This is a genomic window from Rhizobium sp. BK376, from assembly GCF_004341625.1.
Classification (GTDB): Bacteria; Pseudomonadota; Alphaproteobacteria; order Rhizobiales; family Rhizobiaceae; genus Rhizobium.
On the sequence record NZ_SLZG01000002.1, the window covers coordinates 487,417 to 513,140 of the forward strand.

The 25,724-nt window shown below is 60.6% G+C and carries 25 protein-coding genes and 1 riboswitch; of the genes, 15 read left to right on the forward strand and 10 right to left on the reverse strand.

The window, feature by feature from the left end; translation table 11 throughout:
• Nucleotides 1-34: 34 nt before the first annotated feature.
• Together EV561_RS06900 and EV561_RS06905 are read left to right on the forward strand one after the other, a co-directional pair.
• Complete coding sequence (locus EV561_RS06900) at nucleotides 35-364, forward strand: nuclear transport factor 2 family protein (protein WP_132519013.1); 330 nt, start codon at nucleotides 35-37, stop codon at nucleotides 362-364.
• On the forward strand, nucleotides 361-1,161 hold the full coding sequence (locus EV561_RS06905) for an SDR family oxidoreductase (RefSeq protein ID WP_132519016.1): 801 nt from the start codon (nucleotides 361-363) through the stop codon (nucleotides 1,159-1,161). Before EV561_RS06900 ends, EV561_RS06905 begins: the two co-directional genes overlap by 4 nt.
• A 7-nt stretch (nucleotides 1,162-1,168) precedes the next feature.
• On the opposite strand, the gene guaD is transcribed toward EV561_RS06905, so the two are convergent.
• Nucleotides 1,169-2,485, reverse strand: coding sequence for a guanine deaminase (gene guaD / locus EV561_RS06910; RefSeq protein ID WP_132519019.1), 1,317 nt, complete (start codon nucleotides 2,483-2,485; stop codon nucleotides 1,169-1,171).
• Nucleotides 2,482-3,723: a urate hydroxylase PuuD gene (locus tag EV561_RS06915; protein ID WP_132519022.1), complete on the reverse strand. Its 1,242-nt coding sequence runs from the start codon at nucleotides 3,721-3,723 to the stop codon at nucleotides 2,482-2,484. The genes guaD and EV561_RS06915 overlap by 4 nt, the downstream gene beginning before the upstream one ends.
• A gap of 300 nt (nucleotides 3,724-4,023) precedes the next feature.
• Between EV561_RS06915 and EV561_RS06920 the strand changes: the two genes are divergently transcribed.
• Entirely contained in the window at nucleotides 4,024-4,362 is a 339-nt protein-coding gene (locus EV561_RS06920; RefSeq protein ID WP_132519025.1) for a hypothetical protein, read from the forward strand.
• 16 nt (nucleotides 4,363-4,378) lie between these two features.
• On the opposite strand, the gene EV561_RS06925 is transcribed toward EV561_RS06920, so the two are convergent.
• On the reverse strand, nucleotides 4,379-5,275 hold the full coding sequence (locus tag EV561_RS06925) for a LysR substrate-binding domain-containing protein (RefSeq protein ID WP_132519028.1): 897 nt from the start codon (nucleotides 5,273-5,275) through the stop codon (nucleotides 4,379-4,381).
• A 101-nt stretch (nucleotides 5,276-5,376) separates the two neighbouring features.
• Between EV561_RS06925 and EV561_RS06930 the strand changes: the two genes are divergently transcribed.
• Entirely contained in the window at nucleotides 5,377-5,580 is a 204-nt protein-coding gene (locus EV561_RS06930; RefSeq protein ID WP_132519031.1) for a hypothetical protein, read from the forward strand.
• On the opposite strand, the gene xdhC is transcribed toward EV561_RS06930, so the two are convergent.
• The 5 genes from xdhC to EV561_RS06955 all read right to left on the reverse strand — a co-directional run bounded on the left by xdhC (nucleotide 5,556) and on the right by EV561_RS06955 (nucleotide 11,813).
• Complete coding sequence (gene xdhC / locus EV561_RS06935) at nucleotides 5,556-6,368, reverse strand: xanthine dehydrogenase accessory protein XdhC (RefSeq protein WP_132519034.1); 813 nt, start codon at nucleotides 6,366-6,368, stop codon at nucleotides 5,556-5,558. The two genes, EV561_RS06930 and xdhC, sit on opposite strands and share 25 nt — an antisense overlap.
• A 49-nt stretch (nucleotides 6,369-6,417) precedes the next feature.
• A complete protein-coding gene (xdhB, locus tag EV561_RS06940; RefSeq protein ID WP_132519037.1) occupies nucleotides 6,418-8,757 on the reverse strand; it encodes a xanthine dehydrogenase molybdopterin binding subunit in 2,340 nt (779 codons plus the stop codon).
• Between the two features lie 178 nt (nucleotides 8,758-8,935).
• The gene (xdhA, locus tag EV561_RS06945; protein WP_132519040.1) at nucleotides 8,936-10,402 is read right to left on the reverse strand and encodes a xanthine dehydrogenase small subunit; all 1,467 of its coding nucleotides are present in this window, start codon (nucleotides 10,400-10,402) and stop codon (nucleotides 8,936-8,938) included.
• 67 nt (nucleotides 10,403-10,469) lie between these two features.
• Nucleotides 10,470-11,246 (reverse strand): 3-hydroxybutyrate dehydrogenase, encoded by a 777-nt coding sequence (locus EV561_RS06950; protein ID WP_132519043.1) that lies wholly within the window; start codon nucleotides 11,244-11,246, stop codon nucleotides 10,470-10,472.
• 69 nt (nucleotides 11,247-11,315) lie between these two features.
• Nucleotides 11,316-11,813, reverse strand: a complete 498-nt coding sequence (locus tag EV561_RS06955; RefSeq protein ID WP_132519046.1) for an N-acetyltransferase — start codon at nucleotides 11,811-11,813, stop codon at nucleotides 11,316-11,318.
• A gap of 174 nt (nucleotides 11,814-11,987) precedes the next feature.
• Here EV561_RS06955 and glpK point away from each other — a divergent pair, with 174 nt between their 5' ends.
• The 5 genes from glpK to EV561_RS06980 all read left to right on the forward strand — a co-directional run bounded on the left by glpK (nucleotide 11,988) and on the right by EV561_RS06980 (nucleotide 17,799).
• Nucleotides 11,988-13,478, forward strand: coding sequence for a glycerol kinase GlpK (gene glpK / locus EV561_RS06960; RefSeq protein ID WP_132519049.1), 1,491 nt, complete (start codon nucleotides 11,988-11,990; stop codon nucleotides 13,476-13,478).
• Between the two features lie 184 nt (nucleotides 13,479-13,662).
• On the forward strand, nucleotides 13,663-14,424 hold the full coding sequence (locus EV561_RS06965) for a membrane-anchored protein (protein WP_132519052.1): 762 nt from the start codon (nucleotides 13,663-13,665) through the stop codon (nucleotides 14,422-14,424).
• 55 nt (nucleotides 14,425-14,479) lie between these two features.
• A riboswitch (Fluoride riboswitch) is annotated at nucleotides 14,480-14,556 on the forward strand.
• Between the two features lie 113 nt (nucleotides 14,557-14,669).
• Nucleotides 14,670-16,058 (forward strand): voltage-gated chloride channel family protein, encoded by a 1,389-nt coding sequence (locus EV561_RS06970; protein ID WP_132519055.1) that lies wholly within the window; start codon nucleotides 14,670-14,672, stop codon nucleotides 16,056-16,058.
• A gap of 95 nt (nucleotides 16,059-16,153) precedes the next feature.
• On the forward strand, nucleotides 16,154-16,528 hold the full coding sequence (locus EV561_RS06975) for a YciI family protein (protein ID WP_132519058.1): 375 nt from the start codon (nucleotides 16,154-16,156) through the stop codon (nucleotides 16,526-16,528).
• Nucleotides 16,525-17,799 carry an RNA polymerase sigma factor gene (locus EV561_RS06980; RefSeq protein ID WP_132519061.1) on the forward strand — a complete coding sequence of 425 codons (1,275 nt, stop codon included), beginning with the start codon at nucleotides 16,525-16,527 and terminating at the stop codon, nucleotides 17,797-17,799. Before EV561_RS06975 ends, EV561_RS06980 begins: the two co-directional genes overlap by 4 nt.
• Here EV561_RS06980 and EV561_RS06985 read toward each other — a convergent pair.
• Entirely contained in the window at nucleotides 17,796-18,695 is a 900-nt protein-coding gene (locus EV561_RS06985) for a LysR family transcriptional regulator (RefSeq protein ID WP_132519064.1), read from the reverse strand. The genes EV561_RS06980 and EV561_RS06985 overlap by 4 nt on opposite strands.
• 190 nt (nucleotides 18,696-18,885) lie before the next feature.
• Between EV561_RS06985 and EV561_RS06990 the strand changes: the two genes are divergently transcribed.
• The 5 genes from EV561_RS06990 (at nucleotide 18,886) to map (ending at nucleotide 23,346) form a co-directional block, all read left to right on the forward strand.
• Nucleotides 18,886-20,196, forward strand: a complete 1,311-nt coding sequence (locus EV561_RS06990; RefSeq protein WP_132519897.1) for an MFS transporter — start codon at nucleotides 18,886-18,888, stop codon at nucleotides 20,194-20,196.
• Nucleotides 20,197-20,330: 134 nt separating this feature from the next.
• Nucleotides 20,331-20,798: an SRPBCC family protein gene (locus EV561_RS06995; RefSeq protein ID WP_132519067.1), complete on the forward strand. Its 468-nt coding sequence runs from the start codon at nucleotides 20,331-20,333 to the stop codon at nucleotides 20,796-20,798.
• Between the two features lie 15 nt (nucleotides 20,799-20,813).
• Nucleotides 20,814-21,251, forward strand: coding sequence for a DoxX family protein (locus tag EV561_RS07000; RefSeq protein WP_132519070.1), 438 nt, complete (start codon nucleotides 20,814-20,816; stop codon nucleotides 21,249-21,251).
• A gap of 233 nt (nucleotides 21,252-21,484) precedes the next feature.
• Nucleotides 21,485-22,546 carry an LLM class flavin-dependent oxidoreductase gene (locus tag EV561_RS07005; protein ID WP_132519073.1) on the forward strand — a complete coding sequence of 354 codons (1,062 nt, stop codon included), beginning with the start codon at nucleotides 21,485-21,487 and terminating at the stop codon, nucleotides 22,544-22,546.
• A 41-nt stretch (nucleotides 22,547-22,587) separates the two neighbouring features.
• Nucleotides 22,588-23,346, forward strand: a complete 759-nt coding sequence (gene map / locus EV561_RS07010) for a type I methionyl aminopeptidase (protein ID WP_132519076.1) — start codon at nucleotides 22,588-22,590, stop codon at nucleotides 23,344-23,346.
• A 26-nt stretch (nucleotides 23,347-23,372) separates the two neighbouring features.
• On the opposite strand, the gene EV561_RS07015 is transcribed toward map, so the two are convergent.
• Nucleotides 23,373-23,945, reverse strand: coding sequence for a PadR family transcriptional regulator (locus EV561_RS07015; protein WP_132519900.1), 573 nt, complete (start codon nucleotides 23,943-23,945; stop codon nucleotides 23,373-23,375).
• A 419-nt stretch (nucleotides 23,946-24,364) separates the two neighbouring features.
• Here EV561_RS07015 and sbmA point away from each other — a divergent pair, with 419 nt between their 5' ends.
• On the forward strand, nucleotides 24,365-25,630 hold the full coding sequence (gene sbmA / locus EV561_RS07020) for a peptide antibiotic transporter SbmA (protein WP_132519079.1): 1,266 nt from the start codon (nucleotides 24,365-24,367) through the stop codon (nucleotides 25,628-25,630).
• Nucleotides 25,631-25,724: the final 94 nt, after the last annotated feature.

The window sequence follows — 25,724 nt, forward strand, 5'->3', positions numbered from 1 at the left end:
CCCGTTTCCTGACATTCAACAGAGGAACCGAGAGATGACACTATCACTGCCTGAAAAGCTGGCAGCCTATTTCGCTGCCGTGAACAGACGGGATATCGACGGTATGCTGTCGTGCTTTGCCGAGGATGCTTTGGTCCGGGACGAGGGTGAGGATATGCGCGGACGTGCCGAGATCCGCGCTTGGATCGAGAGGACCACCGAGAAATATGGCATCACCGCCGAGATCGAGGGCATGGAGGCTCATGGCGATGCCATAAAGATCGCAGCCCGCGTTTCAGGCACGTTTTCCGGCAGTCCCATTACTCTGAACTATAATTTTACCCTCGGCGCCCGTGAGATCGTTGGTCTGGAGATCGGCCTATGAGACATGCATCGGCATTTTCCATCGATCGCCAAGAGTTTTCGGGCAGGCGCGTACTTGTGACTGGCGGCACAAAGGGTGCGGGTGCCGCCATCGTCCGACGGCTTTCTGCTGGCGGTGCGACCGTCGCCGCGACGGCACGCTCGCCATCGGAAGGGCAGAGGGATGGCTTGTTCATCCGGGCTGATCTTTCGACCCCGGAAGGCGTCGCTTACGTCGTCGAGCGCCTTCGTCAGGAATTCGGCGGTCTGGATATTCTGATCCACAATCTCGGCGGCTCCAGCACGCCGGGTGGAGGCTTTGCGGCTATCACCGACGCGCTATGGCAGCAGGAATTGAATCTCAATCTGATGGCTGCGGTGCGGCTCGACCGGGCGCTGCTGCCCGAGATGATCGAGCGCCGGTCGGGCGTGGTCATCCACATTTCCTCAATCCAGCGCAGGCTTCCCCTCCATGAATCGACGATCGCCTACGCTGCGGCAAAGGCGGCGCTTACGACCTATAGCAAGGTCCTCTCCAAGGAACTCGGTCCGAAAGGCGTCCGCGTGACTTCGGTCGCTCCCGGCTGGATCATGACCGAGGCGGCGGAAGCCATGGTCCAGCGAATTGCGGAGCATGGCGGTATCGATGAAGCTGCGGCGCACCAGAGCATCATGGATGCGCTCGGCGGTATCCCGATCGGCCGCCCGGCCTATCCGGAAGAGGTGGCGGAACTCGTCGCTTTCCTAGCCTCGGATCGTGCGGCATCCATCCACGGGGCGGAATACACGATCGATGGCGGGACGGTTCCGGTGGTTTGATCCCGCCTTAAAGGCGATGAAGAGCGTTCTTCATCGCCTTGCCGGCGACGTAGGTCTCGGCGATTGCCCTATCGTCACCCATCGTCTGCAGCAGGAAGAGTTCTTCGTGCAGGGTCGTCACCACTTCCATCTTCAGCGCCATGGCCGGCGTTGCCGATGCGTCGAGGATGGTGAGGTCCGCGTCGGTGCCGGGTTCAAGCGTGCCGATGCGGTCCGAGAGCGACAGCGCTTCGGCGTTGCCGAGGGTCATGTGGTAGTAGCTATCCAGCGGGTTGAGGCGCTCGCCGAGCAATTGCTGGATTTTGTATGCCTCGTCCATCGTCCTCAGCATCGAATAGCTGGAGCCGCCGCCGATATCCGTCGCAACGCCGATGCGAACCGGCTTTTCGCGGCGGGAGAGCGCCTTCAGCGGGAAGAGACCGGAGCCGAGGAAGAGGTTCGAGGTCGGGCAGTGGACGGCGATCGAGCCGGCTTCGCTCATGGCATCCGCCTCGCGCTCCGAGAGATGGATGCAGTGGCCGAAGAGGGTCTTTTTGCCGAGCAGGCCGTAGCGGGCATAGATATCCGTATAGTCGATGGCTTCAGGGTAGAGCTCGCAGGTATATTTGATCTCGTCGTGGTTTTCCGAGAGATGCGTCTGGATGTGCAGGTCGGGGAATTCGCGGGCGAGCGCTGCGGTCGCCTCCATCTGCTCGGGCGTCGAGGTGATGGCGAAGCGGGGGGTGATGGCGACATGGTTGCGGCCCTTGCCGTGCCAGTCCGATATGACCTGTCGGGTCTCGTCATAGCCCATATCAGGCGTGTCGAGCAGGCCCTGCGGGGCGTTGCGATCCATCATCACCTTGCCGCCGACCATGCACATGTTCCGGCGCATCGCTTCGGCGAAGTAAGCGTCGGCCGATGTCTTGTGGACGGAGCAGTAGGCGACGGCTGTTGTTGTGCCGTGACGGATCAGCTCGTCGTAGAAATGCGTGGCAATGCGCTCGGCGTGGGCGCTTTCGACGAAGCGGCATTCCTCGGGGAAGGTGTAGGTGTTCAGCCATTCCAGCAGGTTGGCCGCGTAGGAGGCGATGACTTGCATCTGCGGGAAATGCAGGTGCGTGTCGATGAAGCCCGGCATGATCAGGTGCGGGCGATGGTCGGCTTCGACTGCATCGGCCGGTGCCTTGGCCTTGATCTCGGCATAGGACCCCCGAGCGGCGATGATGCCGTCCTTGATCAGAAGACCGCCGTCTTCTTCATAGATATAGCTGCCGGTATCGGTCAGGCTCTGCGGCGCGCGCAGGAAGGAGAGCAGGCGGCCGCGGAGGAGTGTCGTCGTCATTCTTGTTTGCCCTGATTGATGGCGCTTTCATACCAGGCGACCAGCAGCTTGCGTTCGTCCGGCGTCACATCGGTGACGTTGCCGGGCGGCATGGCTTGGCTGCGGCCTGCCTGGATGTAGATCTCGCGGGCATGCATAGCCATATCCGCGTCGTTTTCCAACATTACACCTTTTGGCGGCCGGGCGATGCCTTCATAAGCCGGCTCTGCCGCATGGCACATGGAACAGCGCGTCGAGATGATCTGCCTGGCGGCAGGAAAATGAGCGTCGGCGGCAAACTGCTGGAAGGCCGGGGCAACGGCGTTCGCATCCTTCTCTCCGGTCAGCACCTTCGGAACCGTCGATAGCCACATGATGAGAATGAACAGGATGACGGTCACCAGCCAGGTCCAGGTGGGCTTGCCCATGCGCGCATGCGTCGTGTTGAACCAGTGGCGGATGGTGACGCCCATCAGGAAGACGAGGGCGGCGATGACCCAGTTGAACTCAGTGCCGAAGGCCAGGGGATAATGGTTCGACAGCATGAAGAAGATGACTGGCAACGTCAGATAGTTGTTGTGCAGTGAACGCTGTTTGGCGATCTGGCCATATTTCGGGTCCGGCGTGCGGCCGGCGATCAGATCAGCGACGACGATCTTCTGATTGGGGATGATGATCATGAAGACGTTGGCCGACATGATCGTCGCCGTGAAGGCGCCAAGATGCAGGAAGGCGGCGCGACCGGTGAAGAGGTGCGTGTAGCCCCAGGCCATGAAGACAAGCACGACATAGAGCACCGCCATCAGGCCCCAGGTATTCTTGCCGATCGGCGACTTGCAGAGCCCGTCATAGACAAGCCAGCCGACCGCCAGCGAGACAAGCGAGATCAGGATGGCGACGGGGGCGCTGACATCGAGCACATGCCGGTCGATGAGGAAGAGATCCGCGCCGCCGTAGTAGACGATGCAGAGCATCAGGAAGCCGGAGAGCCAGGTAAAATAGCTCTCATATTTGAACCAGGTGAGATGCTCGGGCATCTGCGCCGGGGCGACCAGATATTTCTGGATATGGTAGAAGCCGCCGCCATGCACCTGCCATTCCTCGCCATAGGCGCCGGGGGGAAGATGCGGGCGCTTCACCAGCCCGAGATCGAGCGCGATGAAATAAAAGGACGAGCCGATCCAGGCAATGGCGGTGACGACGTGAAACCAGCGGGCAGCAAAGGCCAGCCATTCCCACGCGATGGCATATTCATACATTCAGTTCCCCTTTTTTCCTTCGACTCGACACCTTGCAAAATGTTGGGCGACTAGGGAAGGGGAGAGTTTTATTGCCGGCCTCTTTGGTCGGCTGAGCCTTGCCGCAGGAATTACACGATCCTGTGTATTGTGGAGTGCTCATATATCGGCAATCCTGATGCATTCGGCGGATTTTGTAGGTCTTGCCGCCGGGATTTGGCAGACATAGATGATTCAAGATGGCCGTGTGACGATCGTTGCAAGGTCGGGCCGCCGGGCGAGACGCCTTCGCGGCAGCACATTGCCAGCGGAGAATTGCCCATGCGCTTTACTCTAACGCTTGTTATGTTTTTCTTTGCATTTTGCATCCATGCCTACGGCCACGATGCTCCCAGCGGTTGGGCTTACGATCCCTATTGTTGCAACGGTGACGGCGAGAGCGGCGACTGCCAGATGATACCCTCTCGCACCGTGAAGGTCGTCCAAGGCGGCTTTCAGATCACCCTCGAACCCGGCGATCATCGGCTCGTGACGCGCAATCATACCTTTCTGATCCCGCAGCGGAAAACCATGCACTCGCCGGATGGTGCCTATCACCTGTGCCTCTTCCCGGACGAGAATACGCTACGCTGCTTTTATGCGCCTGATATGGACTATTGATCGGCGTTGGTCGCTCTCAACTTTGCTCGACGTTGAATTTCTCCAGCAGCCAGTTCCGGAAAGACTTGATTTTCGGAACGTTTCTCCTGTTTTCCGGATAAACCAGCCAATAGTCGCGGCCATCATTGCAGGTAAGCGGGAAGGGTTGGTAGAGCCTGCCCGACGCGACATCCTCCTGAAAATGTCCGGGATTGAGTATCGCCACGCCTTGGCCCGCCATGGCGATACTGGCGTCGAGGATTTGTGTGCCAAACTCGTTCTTCGGAAATTTATCGAGCCCCGGATTCTCGACGCCGGCGGCCGCAAACCATTGTGCCCACCAATGATCGCCGGCGCTGATGATCGTCAGCTTCAACAGGTCGGCCGGCTCGTTGATCCCGCCGATCTCGGCGGCGAGTTTCGGGCTGAGCATCGGGGCGAAATCAAGTTCCATGAATCGATGCGCCATCAATCCCGGCCAATTGCCTCGTCCCCAGCGAATGGCGACATCGGCCGTCTCGCGCTGGAAATCGATGACGGTTGAGGAGGTTACCAACCTGACAGCCATGTTCGGGTGCTTCAACTGAAACGAGCCGATATAGCGCGACAGCCATTGCTGGGCAAAGGTCGCGGTCGAGTGGATCGTCAGCGTTTCTTCGGTCGTCTTGCGCAGCGAGGCCATGGCCTCTGCCAGCATGTCGAAGGCTTCGGCCACTTTCGGCGCTAGTCGCTCGCCCGTCTCCGTCAGCGAAATCTGCCGGGGGCGGCGCAGGAAGAGCGGTTCGCCGACATTCTCCTCCAGAAGCTTGATCTGGTAGCTCACCGCCGTCTGCGTCATGCCGAGCTCTTCGCCGGCTTTGGTGAAGCTGCCCAGGCGCGCCACAGCCTCGAAGACGCGCAGCGCATTGAGCGGAAACTGCTTCGATAGCTTCATGGATAAGCTCTCTTTATGCATGCAGACAGTTGTTCGATTGGATTTACAGCACTTTCGGCCGCAGACTGCAATTCCATACATCAAACATCCGAGGTGATGTCATGAGTTGCCAAATTGTCGAACAAACATCCGTCGAGAAAATTCCTGCCTGGATGCGCCTGATCGAATTGTTGAGCCTGCCGCTATCGCGCGGTGATGGGACGCCCGGCAAGGTCGATCTCGATGACATGCCGGATCGCGTGAAGCGCGACATGGGGTTTCTGGATGGACGTGAGCCGCGCTACGAGGATGATCTGAGGCGGTAAAGGGTAAGCGCGGTCATGATTTCAGCCGCGGTCATGGCGGCAATCACTTCCGGCCGCTTGTCCCTGACCGTGGCGCCGCCGATCGGCAGCGTCAGCCTGTCCACCCATGCCTTGTCGCCGCCGGCGTCGCGCACCAGCCAATGGGAGAAAGTCGCGCGCTTGGTAGCCGAGCCGATCATGCCGACATAGGCGAGATCGTCGCGGGCAAGCGCCTCGCGGGCGATCAGGAAATCGAGTGCGTGATCATGCGTCAGGATGACGAGCGCCGAACCGGGACGCATGTCGGCGACCTGTGCTTCGGGCATGGCGACGAGCCGAGTGGCTATGTCTGCGGGAAGCTCGTCGAGCTCTTGGCTGCGGGTCTCGATGACGGTTGTCAGCAGGGGCAGGGGCCTGAGCGCTACCGCAAGCGCCTTACCCACATGGCCGGCCCCGAAAATGTGAACCTCCGGCCAATCATGCGTCTCGTCCTCGATCCGTCGCTTCAGGTCGTCGATGACTTCAGCCGTCGCCGGCCGGCAGCGCAGTTGCGTACGCCCACCGCAGCACTGGCCGATCTCGGGACCGAGCGGAATGGCCATGAATTCCACACCCGCGCCCCGCAGCATGTCGCGGGCATTGGCAATCGCCAGGAACTCGAACTGCCCACCACCGATCGTACCCCAGAGATGCTCGGCCGAGACGAGCATGAAGGTTCCGGTTTCGCGGGGGGTGGAGCCCTGCGTGCCCACGATTTCGATCAGGATGGAGGCGGAGTTGGCGGAGAGGAAGGTCTGGAGCTCGGTCATGGCGTTGCGACCGGAGGGTTCGTGGGTGTGATGCGACCCCCCTGAATCATCACATCGCCTTCAACCGCTCGACCGCCATCAGCACGCGCTCCGGCGTTGCCGGCGCATCAAGCCGCGGGCAAACCTTGTAATCCCTGACGCTGGCGACGGCCATCGAGAGGGCTTCCAGGACCGAAATCGCCAGCATGAAGGGCGGTTCGCCGACGGCCTTGGAGCGGCCGATGGTGGGTTCGGTGTTTTCAGCCCATTCGGCGAGGCGGACGTTGAAGGTCTTTGGTCGGTCCGATGCAAGCGGGATCTTGTAGGTGGAGGGGGCATGCGTCCGCAGGCGGCCCTTGTCGTCCCACCACAGCTCTTCGGTCGTCAGCCAGCCCATGCCCTGGACGAAAGCGCCCTCGACCTGGCCGATATCGATCGCCGGGTTCAGCGAGCGGCCGACATCGTGGAGAATGTCCGTGCGGTCGATCAGGTATTCACCGGTCAGCGTATCGATCGAGACTTCCGTGCAGGATGCGCCGTAGGAGAAATAATAGAAGGGCGTGCCGCGTCCTGCCTTGCGGTCCCAATGGATTTTCGGCGTCTTGTAGAAGCCGGCCGCCGAAAGCTGCACGCGGCCGAAATAGGCCTGTTTGATGAAATCGGGGAAGGGGATCTCGACGTCGCGGACGCGAATCCGGTTCGGCAGGAAGACGACCTCCTCTGCCCCGACGCCCCATTTCTCGACGGCGAAGGCGACCAGCCGTTCCTTGATCTGCCGGGCAGCGTCATAGGCGGCCATGCCGTTGAGATCGGAACCGGAGGAGGCTGCTGTCGCTGATGTGTTCGGCACCTTGGCGGTTGTCGTCGCCGTGATCTTCACGCGTTCGATGTCGACCTGGAAGGCATCGGCCAGCACTTGCGCCACCTTGATGTAGAGGCCCTGGCCCATCTCGGTGCCGCCATGGTTCAGGTGGATCGAGCCGTCCTGATAGATATGGACGAGCGCGCCAGCCTGATTGAAGGCGGTCATGGTGAAGGAAATGCCGAATTTGACCGGCGTCAGCGCAATGCCCTTGCGGATATAGCGGCTGGAGCGGTTGAATTCGATGATGGCGTTGCGGCGGGCCTGGTAGTCGCAGCTTTCCTCGAGCTCGTCGACGATGCGGCGGATGATGTTGTCCTCCACCTCCTGGTGATAGGGCGTCGTCGTGCGACCGGAGCCTGGTTGGCCGTAGAAATTCAGCTTGCGGATTTCGAGCGGGTCCTTGCCGAGGGCATAGGCGATTTCCTCTATCATGCGCTCGCCACCGAGCATGCCTTGCGGTCCGCCGAAGCCGCGGAAGGCGGTATTGGAAACCGTGTGGGTCTTCAGTGGCTTGGATACGATATGCACATGCGGATAGAAATAGCTGGAATCCGCATGGAAGAGCGCGCGGTCAGTGACCGGGCCTGAGAGATCGGAGCAGAAGCCGCAGCGCGCCGCATAGGTGGCGTCGACGGCGTGAATGCGGCCGTCCCCGTCGAAGCCGACCTCGTAGTCGACCATGAAATCATGGCGCTTGCCCGTCGCGACCATGTCCTCGTCGCGGTCGGGGCGGAACTTGATCGCGCGCTTCAGCTTCTTGGCAGCGAGGGCGGCAAGGGCGGCGAACTGGTTGCCCTGCGTTTCCTTTCCGCCGAAGCCGCCGCCCATGCGGCGCACGTTGACGGTCACGGCATGGGAGGGAATGTTCAGGACGTGGCCGACGATATGCTGGATTTCGCTCGGATGCTGGGTGGATGACCAGACGGTGACCTCGTCGTCCTCGCCGGGGATTGCCATGGCGATATGGCCTTCCAGATAGAAGTGCTCCTGGCCGCCGATGCGCATGCGGCCGGTCAGCCGGCGCGGCGCGTTCGCCATCTCCGCCTTTGCCTCGCCGCGCTTCAGCGTCATCGGTTCGTAGACCACGGCGCCGCCATTCTCCAATGCGCCGTCGATGTCGCTCCAATGCGGCAGGTCGGCATATTCGATCTTGGCGAGCGTGGCTGCGCGGCGGGCGGCGTCGCGCGTCTCGGCGATGACAGCAAAGATCGGCTGGCCGTGGAACTCGACCCTGGTTTCCGCAAGCAGCGGCTCGTCATGCATGCCGTTAGAGGAAACGTCGTTGAGGCCGGGCACGTCCTTGCCTGCGAAGACCCAGACGACGCCCGGATAGGCCTTCACTGCCGAAAGGTCGATGGAAAGGATATCGGCATGTGCGCGGTCTGAGAGGCCCAGCGCGCCATGCAGGAGGTTCTTGGGTTCGGGAATATCGTCGATATAATCGGCAGTTCCGGTCACATGCTTATGCGCTGAATCATGTCGCGTCGAGCCGTGCATGGATCCGCTGATGACGGCCTTTGGGTTTTCGAAGGCGGACTTGTCCATCAGATGGCTCCTCCGGTCTTTGTGGTCAAAACCCCTCCCCAACCCTTCTCCATGAGGGGGAGGGGTTTGATTGCCCCGAGGAATTTCTGTCGGTGGGGCGAGGCAGTGCCATGCGTGATCTCCTCCCTTGTGGTGGAGATGGCCGGCAGGCTAGAGGGGGTATGGGCTTGCACAAACATCACGCCACCTCCTCGAACCGCTTCAGCTCCTGCGGTGCGCCCGATGTTTCCAGATAGAAGCGGATGAGCAGGTTCTTTGCCGTCAGCTGCCGGTATTCGGCCGTGGCGCGCCAGTCGGTGAGGGGCTGGAAATCCGTGTCGAAAGCGGCGCGAGCGGCGTTGATGGTTGCTTCGATCCAGGGTTTGCCCAGCAATTCGGCCTCGACCGTGCGGGCTCGCTTCGGTATGCCGGCCATGCCGCCATAGGCGATCGTGATATCGGTGACGTTGCCTGTTTCGTCGAGTGTCAGGCGGAAGGCGCCGAGCACGGCGGTGATGTCCTCGTCGCGGCGCTTGGTGATCTTGTAGACGGCAAACTGGCTTTCAGCGGGCGGATAGGGGACGAAGATGCTTTCGATGAATTCGGTCTTTGCCCGATCCTGCTTGCCATAGGTGATGAAATAGTCTTCCAGCGCGACCATGCGCGTGCCGCTAGCGGAGCGCAGCTTGACGGTTGCGCCGAGCGCGATCAACGGTGGCGGGCTGTCGCCGATCGGGGAACCATTCGCGATATTGCCGCCGATCGTGCCCATGTTGCGTACCTGCTCGCCGCCAATGCGGTTGATGAGATTGCCGAGCGTCGGGATCTTTGCGGCCATGGTCGCGAAGGCCTGGCTGTAGGTGACGCCCGATCCGATGGTGAAGCCCTTGTCGCCTTGTATGATCATCTGCAGGTCGAGGAGATGATTGATGAAGACCACGGGATTAAGCCGGCGCATCTGCTTCGTCACCCAGAGACCGACATCGGTGGAGCCGGCGACAATGGTCGCGTCGGGCTCGTCGGCAAGGATGCGGGAAAGATCGGTCATGGAGCCGGGGATGATAAGTCTGTCCTCGCCCGAGGAGACGGTGATGGTTTCCTTCGGACGCATGGCCCAGAGACGGGCTATGATATCGGAGCGATTTTTTTCCAGGGGATCAAAGAGGGCGCTCGGGCGCGTCCGGCTTATCTGCTCGGCGGCCCTGACGATCGGCTCGTAGCCGGTGCAGCGACAGAGATTGCCCTGCAGCGCCTTTTCGATCTCGGCCCGGTCAGGCTTCTCGGTTGCGAGCCAGAGGCCATAGAGCGACATGACGAAGCCGGGCGTACAGAATCCGCATTGCGAGCCGTGACAGTCGACCATCGCTTGCTGGACAGGATGCAGCGTGCCATCCTTGGCGGCCAGGTGTTCGACCGTGACCACATGGGTGCCATGGAGCGAGCCGACGAAACGGATGCAGGCATTGACCGATTCATAGCGCAGGCCGCCGTCGATCAGCCGCCCGACCAGAACGGTGCAGGCGCCGCAATCGCCCTCCGCGCATCCCTCCTTCGTGCCTGTCAGATGCCGCTTGAGACGCAGGAAATCCAGGAGCGTCTCCGTCGGGCGCAGGCTGGATAGCGAAATCTCCTCGCTGTTGAGGATGAAGCGGATGCTGTCGTTCATATTGTTCCCGGCTTATTGTCTTTATTGTCGAGCCGGCTTTTTTTACGCCGGTCTCAACCTTGTATGGTTATGCCGCAGTCCATCCCCCGTCAATCGAGAGATGTGTGCCGGTGATCTGTCTCGCGTCATCGCTGGCGAGATAGAGCGACATTGCCCCGATCTCCTCGGCCTTGACGAATTCGCGCGTCGGCTGCGCCTTGAGGATCACCTCGGTCTTCACCTGCTCCTCGGTCATGCCGCGGGCCCTCGCGGTATCGGGGATCTGCTTTTCCACCAGCGGCGTCAGCACGTAGCCGGGGCAGATCGCATTCACGGTCACGCCGAATTCCGCAAGCTCGAGGGCGGCAGTCTTCGTCAATCCCAGTATGCCATGTTTTGCCGCGACATAGGCGGATTTGAAGGGCGAGGCGACAAGGCCGTGCGCCGAGGCGATATTGATGATCCGCCCGTACTTCTTCGCCTTCATGAAGGGGATTGCAGCGCGCATCGTATGGAAGGAGCTGGACAGGTTGATGGCGATGATCTGGTCCCACTTGTCGATCGGGAAATCCTCGATCTTTTCGACATGCTGGACGCCGGCATTGTTGACCAGAACGTCGATGCCGCCAAAGGTTTTTGCGGCCGTTGTGATGAGGTCTGCGATTTCGGCGGGCTTGGTCATGTCGGCCGGGTGATAGAGGACCCTGCCGCCACCGGACGACTGCAGCCGATCCTTGATCGCCTCGATCTCTTCCGGCTTGCCGAAGCCGTTGATCACGACGTTCTCGCCCTTTGCCGCAAAGGCCGTCGCAATGGCGAGCCCGATGCCGCTGGTGGATCCTGTCACGACGACTGTTCTGGGCATGAAAATCTCCGCTTACTGTGCTGCACTGCAATCAGTGGCAGCCTAGTCCCGAATCAAGGGACATGTCCATCAGCTCGCGTTGAAGCCATCGTGATAGTGGACCTGCCCTGAGGGAAGGGGTTCGGCGAACGCCAGTCGCATGAAATACTCGGCCGGTGCATCGGCGAAGATCAGGCTGTCGTCGTTGCGGAAACCGAAGCGCTGGTAGTAGCCGGGATCGCCCAGAACCACGCATCCCATGGCACCCATGTTTTGCAGCCGGGAAAGGCCGTCGCGGACGAGCCTTTCACCAATGCCCTGCCTTTGCTGGTCGGGCCGCACCGAAACCGGGCCGAGCCCGTACCAGCCTTTGTCTTCGCCATCGATCGTGACCGGTGAAAAGGCAACATGCCCGAGAACTTCGTCTTCCTCCGTTGCAACGAGCGAGATCGTCAGGGCGCCAGCTTGACGAAGAGCATCAATGATTTGGGGTTCCGTCTGGCTGCTGTGGGCGGCCGAGGCGAAGGCCGATTTGGTGATCCCGCGGATCGCTTCGACGTCGTTCGGCTTCTCTGGGCGGATATCCATGGCTACGTTCCTTGTCTTTCGACGAATATGGGACACGAGTGTCGTGCAGACCATAGGCGGTGTGGCGCTTGCCGCCCATCGCGCTTCACTCGATAATATTTTCGATTTCTTTTCTTTTCACATTCGTTTTGGTGCCTTATTCATTCCATCCGAAGAGCCTATGGGAGGATAACAATGGCGGGATATGTTCTGGCGATCGACCAGGGAACGACCTCGACGCGGGCGATCGTCTTCGACGGCAAGATGAAGATCGCCGGAGCGGGGCAGATGGAGTTCCCGCAGATCTATCCGCAATCGGGCTGGGTGGAGCACGATCCCGAGGATATCTGGCAATCGGTTCTGACGACAGTCAAGAAGGCGATCAAGGCTGCCGGTATCGAGGCAAAGGATATCTCGGCACTTGGCATCACCAATCAGCGCGAGACCGTCGTCGTCTGGGATCGCGCGACGGGCAAGTCGATCGGCAACGCCATCGTCTGGCAGGATCGCCGCACCGCCAGCTATTGCGAGAAGCTGAAGCGGCAGGATCTCGAGAAGCTCTTCACCCGCCGCACCGGCCTGCTGCTCGATCCCTATTTCTCCGGCACCAAGCTTTCCTGGCTGCTCGCCAACGTCAAGGGTTCCCGCGCCCGCGCCGCCAAGGGCGAGCTTTGCTTCGGCACGATCGATACTTTCCTGATCTGGCGGCTGACTGGCGGCAAGAGCTTCGTGACTGACGCAACCAATGCCTCACGGACGCTGATGTACAATATCGGCACCAATGCCTGGGACGAGGATCTGCTCGACATCCTGCGCGTTCCCTCCGCCATGCTGCCTGAGGTGAAGGACTGCGCCGCCGATTTCGGCGTGACCGATCCGGAACTCTTCGGCGCCGCCATTCCTATCCTCGGCGTTGCCGGCGATCAGCAGGCGGCAACCATCGGCCAGGCCTGCTTCGAGCAGGGCATGCTGAAATCGACCTACGGTACCGGCTGCTTTGCGCTGCTCAATACCGGGCCGGACATGGTGCGCTCGAAGAACCGCCTGCTAACGACGATCGCCTACCGGCTGAACGGCGAGACGACTTATGCGCTTGAGGGCTCGATCTTCATCGCTGGTGCTGCCGTACAATGGCTGCGCGACGGGCTGGGAATGATCAAGCAGGCCAGTGATTCCGGGGCCTTGGCGGAAAAGGCTGATCCGACGCAAGATGTTTATCTGGTGCCCGCCTTTACCGGTCTCGGCGCGCCGCACTGGGATGCGAATGCCCGTGGAGCTCTCTATGGCATGACCCGCAACACGGGTCCGGCGGAGTTTGCCCGCGCCGCCCTGGAAGCCGTCTGCTACCAGACCCGCGACCTGCTCGATGCCATGCATAGGGACTGGAAGAATGGCAGCAATACCGTGCTGCGCGTCGATGGCGGCATGGTTGCTTCCGATTGGACGATGCAGCGGCTCGCCGATCTGCTCGACGCGCCGGTCGACCGGCCGACCATCCTGGAGACGACGGCGCTCGGGGCAGCGTGGCTCGCCGGCAGTAGGGCGGGCGTTTGGCCCGACCGCGAAGCCTTTGCCAAAGCCTGGGCGCGGGATCGCCGTTTTAAACCTGAGATGAATGAGAAAACGCGGGTAGCCAAACTGAAAGGCTGGAAGAATGCGGTCAAGCGGACGCTAAGCGACGTCTGAGCGGTGCGGACCACGCCCTGATTGTGGGGAGGGCTAAATATTCATCGAGTGGATACCGTCCGCCAAGGCGGCGGGTGTGACAAAAATGTGAACAACCAATAGTTTCGTCCGGTGAAGGGTGGACTTTTCTCGCCTCTAAATTAGTTTCATTCGTTATTCGGTGAAGCTAGATTTTCAGGGCGGCATGACTCTCAACTTCGCGGACATCAAGAAGCAGGTTTATCGCAACATCAAATATCGGATCATTCGACCCGATCCCCCTGTTGCGCCGCAACCCTTTTCCGGTCCCGTCGTCGTTGTCGGTTCGGCGCCGATATCCCACAAGCCCGATGGATTTGACGAAAGCTTCCGGGTCATCACCATCAATGGCTCGCAGACGGTGGTGAAAAAATGGGGAGTCGAGGTCCCCGATATCACCCTGATGCAGTTCAATCAGATCGAGGGCACGAACACCAATGCGGTCGAGGTCCGGCGCGTTCTGAATGGACAGCGCACGAAGATGCTCTACGTTCTCCTGTGGCGCGAAGGCCTTCCGCGCCTCGAGGCCGGCCTGAAAGCCTTCGACTATTGCTACGATCGCCTCCAGATGGTCGATCGATACCAGCGAATGGCTTTGCTCGATAAAATATGCGGCCTGAAGAATTGCGAGATGGAGGCCGAATCCAAATGCTCCAACGGCGTCAACGCCGTGCTTTTTGCGCTTTGCAACGGTGCCCCATCGGTGATCATCACAGGCATTAACCCGGATTCGGGCGGCCATGCCTACAATCAGGAAAACCTCGCGCGGATGCATGTCCAGATGGACAGGCAGATCCTGACAAGGCTGATGCAGAAGGGCTATCCGGTCTACACGGCCGATCCTGCCGTGTCGAAGGCGATCGGTCTGCCTCTCTGGACGGGCCAGGAATTCGCTGGCGCCAGACTTCCCATTTCCGCGAAGGCATAGATCGCGGCAGTCTCCAAATCGCGCCGTTGACAGCAGGGCTGCCGGGTGGCTATTCAGGCTGAACGGCAATGGATTCTGCCGGGCCATGACGGTCGAACCGCTTCCCGAGAAGCTGATGACTCCTACTCAACCCGCCGGCTAATGGCGAAGGAGTAGAGTCGTGCCTGAATTTACATTCCGTCTTTCCCTCAAATTTCGCGTTTCCGCGCTGCCTGCCTGTGTTCTGGCCGGAGGGGTCAACTGATATGTCCGCATCCGAATTTCTCGCCCCCCGCATCCTGCAATTGCGCAGCATCATAAAATGGATCGTGATCGTCCTGCCCATGGCAGCTGTGGTCGGCTCGCTTTGTGCGCTGTTTCTCTGGAGCCTCGATCGCGCAACGGAAGCCCGTTTCGCCCACCCTTGGCTGATCTACGGACTGCCGGTTGCCGGCTTCCTGATGGTTCTTGCCTATCAGCGGTTCGGACGCTCGGCAGAGGGCGGCAACAACCTCATCGTGGAACAGATCCACGAGCCCGGCGGCGGGGTGCCGCTAAGGATGGCGCCGTTCATTCTTGTCTCGACGGTGCTTACCCATCTGGTCGGCGGTTCCGCGGGACGCGAAGGGACAGCGGTGCAGCTCGGCGGCAGCATAGCCAGCGCCTTTGCCAAGGTGTTTCGGCTGAAATCGACGGACGTGCGCATCCTGCTGATGGCCGGTATCGCTGCCGGCTTCGGTGCCGTATTCGGCACCCCGATTGCCGGAGCGGTCTTTGCGCTCGAAGTGCTCACCATCGGCCGCATGCAATACGAAGCGCTGCTGCCCTGTCTGATGGCAGCGATTGCCGCCGACTGGGCCTGCCATGCCTGGGGCATCGAGCATATCCAGTATCATATCGGCTATCTCTCGGGCGCGGCGGATGCCGGTGGATTCCATCTGGAGGCACTGTTGCTCCTCAAGGTCGGCATTGCCGGCATGCTCTTCGGGCTGATGGCGAGGGCCTTTGCCGAGCTGTCGCACTCCGTGTCCGCCTTTTTCAAAACGATCTGCACCTATGCGCCGCTGCGGCCGGTCGTCGGCGGCCTTGTCCTCATCGCTCTCGTCTATCTGCTGGGAACGCGCGAATATCTCGGGCTCGGCGTATGGTCGCCCAATCCCGCCGATGCGACGATCGCAGGCCTCTTCGATCCTGCCCGCGTCGACTACTGGAGCTGGCTCTGGAAGACGGTCTTTACCGTCATCACCCTGAGCGCCGGTTTCAAGGGCGGGGAGGTGACGCCGCTGTTCTTCATCGGAGCGGCCCTTGGCAATGCGCTTGCCGCGATCTTCGGCGCTCCGCCTGATCTCTTTGCCGGGCTCGGCTTCGTCGCGGTCTTTGCGGGTGCCACGAACACGCCGCTTGCCTGCATGATCATGGGCATCGAACTCTTTGGCGCGACGCATGCGGTCTACCTCGCCGTTGCCTGCTTCCTTGCCTATCTCTTCAGCGGCCACTCCAGTATCTACCTGTCGCAGCGTATTGGCATCCCGAAGACGGCGGCCAACGATATCGCGCCGGGTCTTGCTATCAGGCATGTCCGCGATCTCAACATGCAGGCTCTAGCGGAAGTCATGGGCAGGATACGCGCTGGCGGCGGCCGAAAGGCGAAGTGAGGAGGCGACCGGCGCTTTCGCAAACGTGCTAAATTTCTGATGCGCTCTGTCGGCTGGGGCGTTACTCCTTCGTCTTATCGGAGAAGGAGAACACGATGCTTTATGCCATCCTTTGCTATAACGACGAAAATGCCGTCTTTTCCTGGAGCAAGGAAGAGGAAGACGCCACGATGGCGCGGCTGATCGCGGTTCAGAAGCCGCTGGCGGAAGCCGGCAAGCTTGGCCCCGTCGCGCGGCTGATGCCGACGACATCGGCGACGACGCTGCGCAAGGGCAAGGACGAGCCCCTGGTCCTCGACGGACCTTTTGCAGAGACGAAGGAACAGCTGCTCGGCTTCTATGTCGTCGATTTCGAGACGCTCGATGCGGCGCTCGATTTCTGCAAAGAGCTTGCGGCCGCCAATCCCGGCGTCGGTGCCTACGAGATCAGGCCGCTTTACGTCTTTCGGCCCGGAGAGGTCTCTACATGACCGATATTGGCTGGATCGAGCTTTCCCTTACCTCGGCGCGTCCGCAGGTGCTCGGCGCATTGCTCAGATATTTTCGTGATCTCGATACCGCAGAAGAGGCCTTTCAGGAGGCCTGCCTCAGGGCGTTGAAAACATGGCCCGACAAGGGGCCGCCGCGCGACCCGGTCGCCTGGCTGATCTTTGTTGGCCGGAACAGCGGCATCGATACCGTGCGGCGCCGCTCGAAGACGCAACCGCTGCCGGAAGAGGAGGTTTTCTCCGACACCGGCGATGCGGAAGCCGATATGGCCGATCGGCTGGATGGGGCGAATTATCGCGACGACATTCTTCGGCTGCTGTTCATCTGCTGCCATCCCGACTTGCCGGCAACACAGCAGATTGCGCTCGCGTTGCGCATCGTCTCCGGTCTCACTGTCGCGCAGATCGCCCGCGCATTCCTGGTCGGCGAGAGCGCCATGGAACAGCGCATAACCCGCGCGAAGGCGCGCGTTGCAGCCGCCGGCGTCGAATTTGAAACGCCGGGTGCAGTGGAGCGCGCCGAACGGCTGTCGCGGGTCAGCGCCATGATCTACCTCGTTTTCAACGAGGGCTATTCGTCGGAGGCCTCAGGTCGCGACGGCTCTGCCTTTTCGGACGAGGCAATCCGGCTTGGGCGGCTGCTACTGCGGATCTTTCCCGCAGAGCCCGAGACGATGGGATTGCTCGCCCTGATGCTGCTGCAGCACTCACGCAAGGTCGCCCGCTTCGATGCCGCAGGCCAGATCGTGCTATTGGAAGACCAGGACCGTTCGGTCTGGAACCGCGACATGATCAACGAGGCGCTGGCATTGCTCGACAAGGCGATCCGCCACCGCCAGCCCGGCCCCTATCAGATGCAGGCGGCGATTGCGGCCTTGCACGCCCGCGCCCAGCGCGCCGAGGAAACCGATTGGCAGGAGATAGAGCTTATCTATAGGGCGCTTGAGCAGATACAGCCGTCGCCTGTGGTCACTCTCAACCGCGCGGTTGCCCTATCCAAACTCAAGGGGGCGGACGAGGCCCTGGCGCTGGTCGAGACGCTTGGCAGCAGGCTCGGCAACTATTTCTATTTCCACGGGTTGCGGGGCGGGCTCCTGATGCAGATTGGCCGCAACGGTGAGGCTTGCGAAGCCTTTGGCCGGGCGATCGCGCTCGCCAATTCCCCTGCCGAGGCTGCCCATATCCGGCTTCAGCTCGACCGGCTGCAGGCCGATGCGATTTCGCCCTCCGCCCCGACGCCTTCGTCGCACTAGCGGTCGTTCTTTGATCTGAAGGCTTCGAAGATCAATGCGCGCAGCCATCGATGCGCAGGGTCCGCATCCATGCGGGGATGCCATGTCTGTGCGATGACGAAGCCAGGGGTTGCTACCGGCAGCTCGAAAGTTTCGGTCTCGCCCGCCACGCCGACCTGATATGAGCGCGGTATCAGGCCGACAAGGTCGGTTGCGGCTGCGACGGCGATCACGGCCGGGTAGCTCGCCACCACGAGATTGACCTTTCTCGACAGGCCCAGCGCGGCAAGGGAGTCGTCGACCGGCCCGGAAAAATGCCCGCGTCTGGAAGACACGACGTGTCGGCAGGCCGCATAGCGCTCTGGCGTTATCCGGCCGGTGAGCAGCGGGTGGCCCGTTCTCGCGACCCCGACAAAACCATCCTCGAACAGCGTCTGGCCGCGCAGTTCCGCGCCGTCGCCGGCGACGACGCCGATGTCGAGGTCGATCGAGGCGTCCCGCAGCGGCTGAATTGCCTTGTTCGGCTTGGGTGCGAAGCGGAGCCGGATGCCCGGCGCGGCCTCCGAGACCGCGGTACTTAGGCGGGCGGCGTAGAGCAGGACGAAGGCCTCGTTCGCCCGGATGGTGAAATCACGCTTGATTTCGCTGATATCGATGTCCCTGGGCGGGCTTAGGACCGCCTGAACCGCTGAGGTCAGTGAGCGCACCTCCTCGGCAATAGCCTCAGCATGCGGCGTCGCCACCATGGCGCGTCCCGCGGAAACGAGAATGGGGTCCCCCAGCGCCTTCCTTAGCCGCGACAATGTCCGGCTCATGGCGGATGTGCTGAGACCGAGCTTTCTCGCCGCAGCCGATACGCTCCGCTCGCGAAGCAAGGCGTCCAGGGCTACCAGCAGGTTCAGGTCGAGATCGTGCATGGGCGCAGGTTACCGAGGAGAGGCGCTGAACGCAACGGTCTGTTTCCTGCGTTGCGTCTGGTGCAATTGATAGGTCGCCGATATCGATGGGGCAGACAAACGAATGGAGTGTCCGCCGATGTCCGTAGCTTCATCCCTGAATCCTGCCCATGATGGGCTGCCTTCGCCGCGCCTGTATCTGGCGGTCGGTGTGCTGCTTGTGTCGCTCGTCCTCGTCGTGTTGGACAGCGCCATCGCCAATGTCGCGCTGCCGTCGATCGCCGCCTCGCTCGGTGCCGATGCCAGCGACACCGTATGGGTCGTGTCGAGCTATCAGCTTGCCGTGCTTGTCGCGCTTCTGCCCTGTGGAGCGCTGGGGGAGATTCATGGCCCGCGGCGTGTTTTCCTGATCGGCGTCGCCCTCTTCACGGCGGCTTCGGCGGGCTGCGCCTTTGCTCCAAATCTGCCCGTGCTTGTGGCTGCCCGGTTTGTTCAGGGACTGGGCGGCGGCGCGATGATGGCGCTCGGGGCGATGAACCTGCGCTTTGCTGTGCCGCAACGGCTGCTCGGCACCATCATCGGCGTGAATGCCATGACGATTGCGATCTCGTCGGCTGCAGGCCCGGGCGTGGCCGGAGCGATCCTTTCCGTTGCCAGCTGGCCCTGGTTGTTTGCCGTCAACATACCGATCGGGATCGTCGTCCTTTTGTGCGGCGGGCTTCTGGGTTATCGCGAGGGCGTGAAGCGGCAGCTGAACATCACGGCATTGCTTGCCAATACGCTGATGTTCATCTTGTTCTTCTCCGGAGCAGACCGGATTGCCAGCGCGCCGATCAGCGGCTCCATCCTGGTTGGCGCTGCCATCCTGTGCCTCGTCGCGCTGCTATATGTCGAACGCAAGAGCGCTGCGCCGCTGATCCCGAGGGACCTTTTGGCCGAGCCTGCCTTCCGCGTCGCGGTCATCGCGTCGATCTCGTGCTTTACCGGCCAGATGCTGAGCTATGTCGCGCTGCCGTTCTATCTTCAGCACACCCTGCATATGAGCCCGGTTCTGGCGGGGCTCTACATGATGCCGTGGCCAGCTGCGACGATCATCATTGCCCCGATTTCCGGGCGGCTGGCCGACCGCATCAAGACGGCTTGGCTTTGCGCCTCCGGCGGCGGGTTGCTGGCTATCGGTCTCCTGATCGCGGGCTTGTTCCCGCCCGAACCGAGAGGAATCGCATTTGTGATCGGTACCGTTATCGCCGGTATTGGTTTCGGTCTTTTCCAGACGCCGAATAACCGAATTCTGCTTCTCTCAGCACCGAAGGCGCGCAGCGGTGCCGCGGGAGCCATGCAGGGCACTGCTCGTCTTCTCGGGCAAACTCTCGGCGCGATTTCGATGTCAATCATTTTCGAAACCACGCCGCTGACAAGTGCGCCCGGCATAGCGCTTGTTCTGGCCGGTATCTGTGCGGCGGTTTCCAGCTGTGTCAGTCTCAGCCGTGCGCGCTACGAGAGGGTGGATGCGGTATCGTGACAGGCACAAGCTCGGACGATCCAACCTAATTCAATAAAATAATACCGCGCTCTTGTCGGGGCGGCGAAAGATGTAACGTCCTTGGGCTAGGACACACTCAGGAATTGTTTCAGCAAAGAGGGAAGGAACGGACCATGACTACAGAAGCCAAATATGTACTTGAAGTGATCCGCGAGTTCGACGCGCCGCGCGAGAAGATATTTCGCGCGTGGACCGAACCGGAACTGCTGAAGCAGTGGTTCACGCCTCGGCCCTGGACGGTCAGCCTTGCCGAGCTCGACCTTCGTCCCGGCGGCGCGAGCCTCGTCGTCATGCGCGGACCAAATGGCGAAGAGTTTCCCAACCGCGGCGTCTATCTCGAAATCATTCCGAACGAAAAGATCGTCGTAACCGACGCTTATGTCAGCGCCTGGGTCCCGTCCGAAAAGCCGTTCATGACTGCGATCGTCCTGCTCGAGGATATCGGCGGCGGGCGCACGCGATATACATGGCAGGCGCTTCACTGGACCGCCGAGGACATGGAGACGCACGAGAAGATGGGCTTCCACGAAGGGTGGGGAAAGGCGGCCGACCAGCTTGCCGAGCTTGTTTCCAGGATCTGAAATCCTGAATCGATAATGGGGGTTAGGGCCACGTCCTATGTTGCCGATTCAACATCGATATCGAGACCGCAGCGTATCGCCGGGCTGACGCTTACAGGGCTGGTCGTGGCGTTTCTCACCTTCGACGGCATCATCAAGCTGATCCCGATTTCTGCTGTCACCGAGACCATGACGGCATTGGGCTATTCCGGCGATCCGATGCTTGCCCGTGGTCTCGGGGTGCTGACACTTGTCTGCGCGCTGCTCTACGCAATCCCGCGGACGTCGATCGTCGGGGCTATCCTCTTGACCGGCCTGATGGGCGGGGCGATGGCCACGCATTTGCGGGTCGGCAGCCCGATCTTCTCGCATCTGCTCTTTGGACTCTATCTGGGCCTGATGGTCTGGGGCGGTCTTTACCTGCGCTGTGAAGCGCTTCGCAGGCTGATTCCGTTCAAGACCGCAAGTGATTGATTTTAGGTTAGAATTCGGCAAAGGCTGGCAAGCGAAAAACGGCAAACGCGAGGCTATCATATTCAGATCTGATAGCCCGCGATGCCCTGAGCGGGGAACTGCCGACGCTGCTTGCCAAGTATTGAGCTGCCGCGCCGCCTATCAATATTATCGAATGATCCGTTCCAGAATTTATATTTGCCACAGAGATGGGGCAACCTTATCTCAGCGAAAAGCTCAACGAGATAGGCACCATGGAACTCGGTCTTTATACATTTGCTGATGTTGATCCCAATCCCGCTGGTGGCAAGGGGCCGGAGGCGGCGCGGCGGCTCAAGAACCTGATCGAGGAAATCGAACTTGCGGACCAGGTGGGACTCGATGTCTTCGGGCTCGGCGAGCACCATCGGCCGGACTATGCCGCCTCGGCTCCGGCAGTCGCTCTTGCGGCGGCAGCCGTCAAGACGAAAAACATCCGGCTGACGAGCGCCGTCACCGTGCTGAGTTCGGACGATCCGGTGCGCGTGTTCCAGCAATTCTCCACGCTCGATCTTCTGTCGAACGGTCGCGCAGAGATCATGGCGGGCCGTGGCTCGTTCATCGAATCCTTCCCGCTGTTCGGCTACAATCTCGAAGACTACGACCAACTGTTCGAGGAGAAGCTCGACCTGCTCCTGGCGATCCGCGATGGTGAGATGGTCAATTGGGAAGGGCAGCTTCGCGCGCCGATCCATGATCGCGGCGTCTATCCGCGCCCTCTGCAGGAACCGTTGCCGGTATGGATCGCCGTTGGCGGCACGCCGCAATCGGTGGCGCGGGCTGGCGCACTCGGCCTTCCCGTGGCGCTTGCCATCATCGGAGGTGAACCGCGCCGGTTTGCGCCGCTCTTCGATCTCTACCGCGAGGCCGCCCGCCGCGCCCATCAGGATCCGGCGAAGCTCAAGACATCCATCAACGTCCACGGTTTCATCGCCGATACGACCGATGCGGCCGCCGACCAGTTCTACGGTCCGCAGGCGGAGGTCATGAATCGGATTGGCCGCGAGCGCGGCTGGGGACCGACCAGCCGGGCGCATTTCGACATGGCGCGCAGCCCGACCGGCAATCTCTTCCTTGGCGATCCCGAAACGGTGGCGGAAAAGATCATCACGCATCACAGGCTGTTCAGGAACGATCGCTTCCTGCTGCAGATGGCGATCGGGCAGATGCCGCATGAGCAGGTCATGCGCGGCATCGAGCTCTACGGCACGAAAGTCGCGCCGCTGGTTAGAAAGGCATTGACTGCCGAAGGTGGAGAGGCGAAAGCCTCGGCCTGATTTCTCTCGACCGCAAGGTCGCTGGCAAGCCGGAAGCCTAGATGATCATTTCGAACGAGGACGAACTCACCAAGCTGAAGGAGATTGGCCGCATCTGCGCCAACGCGCTGCAGGCGATGGCGGCAGCGCTGGAGCCCGGCATCACCACGCTGGAACTCGATGCGATCGGCCGCAAGCTGCTGGAGGATTCCGGCGCGCGGTCGGCCCCCGAGACGGTCTACCAGTTTCCGGGCGCGACCTGTATCAGCGTCAACGAAGAAGTGGCGCACGGCATTCCCGGTCCGCGCAAGATCCAAGCGGGCGATCTCGTCAATCTCGACGTGTCGGCGGAAAAGGACGGGTTCTTTTCCGATACTGGCGCGTCCTTCGCGGTACCGCCGGTCAAGCCGAAGATCGAGCGGCTTTGCCGCGACGGCAAGCGGGCGCTTTGGGTCGGCCTCAACCAGGTGCGCAGCAATGCGCCCTTTTCCAAGGTCGGACACGCGATCGGCGCGTTTGCCGCAAAGAACCGCTACACGCTGGTTGCCAATCTCGCCAGCCACGGCATCGGCCGCTCGTTGCACGAGGAGCCGGCGGAAGTTTCCACCTGGGCCGATCCTGATGAAACGCGCATCATGGAAGACGGGCTGGTCTTCACCGTCGAGCCGTTCCTGTCGCTTGGGGCCACCTGGGCCGAAGGCGGGGATGATGCCTGGACGCTCTATGGCGATCCGCGCGCGCCGACCGTGCAGTTCGAACACACGGTCGTCGCCACGCGGAACGGTCCCATCATCCTGACGCTTGCCGACGATCGCGGCTGACTGCCGCTTCGTCGGCTATTCGCCGGTCATTCTTCGTCCGGCTCGGACCTGGCACGCAGGATATCGGCGGCCGCCTGTTCGAGAATGGCAGCGATGCGCTTGCCTTCCTCTTTCGACCACGGATATCTCGACCGCAGCGCCGAGCGCAGAAGCTGGCGCGCAACACGGATGTCGCCCGCATCGCGATCGAAGCGATCGCGGTCTTCGCCAGCATCATCGTCTTCGCGCCCGAAGACGCGACGGACATGCTCCATTTTCTCGCCGATGCGTTCGAGCTTCGAAAGCGTCAGCTCGATGGTCACGCGGTTCTCTTCCACACGCTTCCGGCCAGCCTCGGTGATGCTGTAGAGCTTCTTGGTGCCACTGACCTCGACCTCGGTAAGGCCGGTTTCTTCCAGGTAGGTCAAAGCCGGATAGATCACGCCCGGGCTCGGGACGTAGAAACCGCCGGAGCGCTCTTCCAAGGTCTTGATCAGCTCGTAGCCATGCCGCGGCTGTTCGGACAGAAGTGCGAGAATGATCAGCTGCAAGTCCGCCGCGTCGAATTTACGGCCGGTCCGGAACCCGCCGCCGAACATGCCGCCCTTGAAGCCTCTCATGAACTCTTTCTCCTCAGCAAAGCGTGAATCATGACCACCGCCGTGCCGGAACATATACGCCTCGGCCATGTGAAAGCCACCGCCGAACCTGCCTCCATGAAATCCTCTCATCGTGTTTGTCTCCTTTGAGATGAATGACGAGCACTATCGTTCGTCATGTCGTAAGACATATATCGTAAGATAATTGATTTCAAGTATCGTACGATAATTCATCGTAGCGATGATCGCTGTACGATTGCTCAATGGGAGGAGGGAAGGTGGCGCGGCCGCACTCACACATTGCTGCAGCGCATTAAGCGATTACAAATACGTTAGAAACGGGTGAAGGGCGTTGCCGCTTCATTCGAACTGCCTTAGTTTCGCGCCACAACAGTATCATCTGATACTTCCGATGTTCCATCTCAGGAAAGCGCCTAGTAGTGTTCCATTCGTTTTTCCCGCAGCCCAGGCCGTTCTTTACCTCGCTCGTCGTCTGGACGCTGGTTGCCATCTTAGGCTGGTATTTCTTTGCGGCAGGTTTCGGTGCGGCCCATGGTTTCGCGCCAGTTGCGGAAGAGCAGCAGCCCTATGATCTGTCGTTTTTCCTGCTTCGCGAGAATATCTGGTTCTACGGCTACTTCGTTTTGATGACCGTCATTTTTTGCGGCTTCTGGCATTTCAAGGCGATACACCATCCGTGGAAGCTCTGGTCTATCTGGGGCTCGGCTCTGATCATCTTCGTGACCTATTTCGGCGTGCAGATTTCGGTTGTGATAAACAACTGGCGCCGACCCTTCGGTGATCTTCTGCAGAACGCGTTGTCTAAGAAACCAGGGATCGTAGAGGGAAATTTCTATGATCTGATGATCACCTTTGCGCAGATCGCCTTCCTCAGCATGTTCGTGTCGATCATAACCGACTTCTTCACCAGCCACTATATTTTCCGCTGGCGAACGGCCATGAACAACTTTTACATGGCGAAGTGGGAAAAGCTGCGGCACATCGAAGGTGCCTCACAGCGTGTTCAGGAAGATACGATGCGCTTTTCGAGCACGCTCGAAGGCCTGGGTATCAGCCTCATCAATTCAGTCATGACGCTGGTTGTTTTTCTACCGATCCTTCTGGCTCTGTCGAGCTACGTCACCGACCTACCGTTCATCGGGAAAGTGCCGAATTCATTGTTTTGGCTGGCGCTCTTCTGGTCAATATTCGGCACGTTCTTGCTGGCTTTCGCCGGCATTAAATTGCCCGGCTTGAATTTCCGCAATCAGCGCGTCGAAGCGGCCTACCGCAAGGAGCTGGTCTACGGTGAGGACCACGCTGACCGGGCCCAGCCTATTACCGTTGTTGCCCTTTTCGACAACGTTCGCCGTAACTATTTCCGAATATACTTCCATTATATGTATTTTAACTTGGCCCGATATGCCTATCTTCAAGCCGATAATCTCTTTGTATTTTTCTTCATGGTGCCGACAATCGTGGCCGGCGCCATTACTTACGGCATATTCCAGCAGATTTCGACCGCCTTCGGCCAGGTGAGCAACTCGTTCCAGTATCTCGTCAATTCCTGGACGACCATCATCGAGCTGTTGTCGATCCACAAGCGCCTGAAGGCCTTCGAGGCGGCAATTGATGATGAACCCTTGCCGAACATTGACCAGCACTATCTTGAACGTCAGGCCCAGAACGCCGAGGTCGATGGGTAACGACAAGAAGGCGCCGGAAACGGCGCCTTTTCGTGGTTGGCAAGAATTCATGCGCGTGCCCGGTCGCGGCGACTTGCTTCCAGATAGAGGGAGG

Coding starts and splice junctions, on each gene's coding strand:
- EV561_RS06970 (WP_132519055.1), top strand. CDS start 14,670: ATGTCCGCATCCGAATTTCTCGCCCCCCGCATCCTGCAATTGCGCAGC.
- EV561_RS06950 (WP_132519043.1), bottom strand. CDS start 11,246: ATGCCCAGAACAGTCGTCGTGACAGGATCCACCAGCGGCATCGGGCTC.
- xdhA (WP_132519040.1), bottom strand. CDS start 10,402: ATGAACGACAGCATCCGCTTCATCCTCAACAGCGAGGAGATTTCGCTA.
- EV561_RS06920 (WP_132519025.1), top strand. CDS start 4,024: ATGCGCTTTACTCTAACGCTTGTTATGTTTTTCTTTGCATTTTGCATC.
- EV561_RS06900 (WP_132519013.1), top strand. CDS start 35: ATGACACTATCACTGCCTGAAAAGCTGGCAGCCTATTTCGCTGCCGTG.
- EV561_RS06965 (WP_132519052.1), top strand. CDS start 13,663: ATGACTCTCAACTTCGCGGACATCAAGAAGCAGGTTTATCGCAACATC.
- guaD (WP_132519019.1), bottom strand. CDS start 2,485: ATGACGACGACACTCCTCCGCGGCCGCCTGCTCTCCTTCCTGCGCGCG.
- EV561_RS06905 (WP_132519016.1), top strand. CDS start 361: ATGAGACATGCATCGGCATTTTCCATCGATCGCCAAGAGTTTTCGGGC.
- EV561_RS07000 (WP_132519070.1), top strand. CDS start 20,814: ATGGGGGTTAGGGCCACGTCCTATGTTGCCGATTCAACATCGATATCG.
- EV561_RS07015 (WP_132519900.1), bottom strand. CDS start 23,945: ATGAGAGGCTTCAAGGGCGGCATGTTCGGCGGCGGGTTCCGGACCGGC.
- EV561_RS07005 (WP_132519073.1), top strand. CDS start 21,485: ATGGAACTCGGTCTTTATACATTTGCTGATGTTGATCCCAATCCCGCT.
- EV561_RS06985 (WP_132519064.1), bottom strand. CDS start 18,695: ATGCACGATCTCGACCTGAACCTGCTGGTAGCCCTGGACGCCTTGCTT.
- glpK (WP_132519049.1), top strand. CDS start 11,988: ATGGCGGGATATGTTCTGGCGATCGACCAGGGAACGACCTCGACGCGG.
- EV561_RS06980 (WP_132519061.1), top strand. CDS start 16,525: ATGACCGATATTGGCTGGATCGAGCTTTCCCTTACCTCGGCGCGTCCG.
- xdhB (WP_132519037.1), bottom strand. CDS start 8,757: ATGGACAAGTCCGCCTTCGAAAACCCAAAGGCCGTCATCAGCGGATCC.
- EV561_RS06955 (WP_132519046.1), bottom strand. CDS start 11,813: ATGGATATCCGCCCAGAGAAGCCGAACGACGTCGAAGCGATCCGCGGG.
- xdhC (WP_132519034.1), bottom strand. CDS start 6,368: ATGACCGAGCTCCAGACCTTCCTCTCCGCCAACTCCGCCTCCATCCTG.
- EV561_RS06975 (WP_132519058.1), top strand. CDS start 16,154: ATGCTTTATGCCATCCTTTGCTATAACGACGAAAATGCCGTCTTTTCC.
- EV561_RS06925 (WP_132519028.1), bottom strand. CDS start 5,275: ATGAAGCTATCGAAGCAGTTTCCGCTCAATGCGCTGCGCGTCTTCGAG.
- map (WP_132519076.1), top strand. CDS start 22,588: ATGATCATTTCGAACGAGGACGAACTCACCAAGCTGAAGGAGATTGGC.
- EV561_RS06915 (WP_132519022.1), bottom strand. CDS start 3,723: ATGTATGAATATGCCATCGCGTGGGAATGGCTGGCCTTTGCTGCCCGC.
- EV561_RS06930 (WP_132519031.1), top strand. CDS start 5,377: ATGAGTTGCCAAATTGTCGAACAAACATCCGTCGAGAAAATTCCTGCC.
- EV561_RS06995 (WP_132519067.1), top strand. CDS start 20,331: ATGACTACAGAAGCCAAATATGTACTTGAAGTGATCCGCGAGTTCGAC.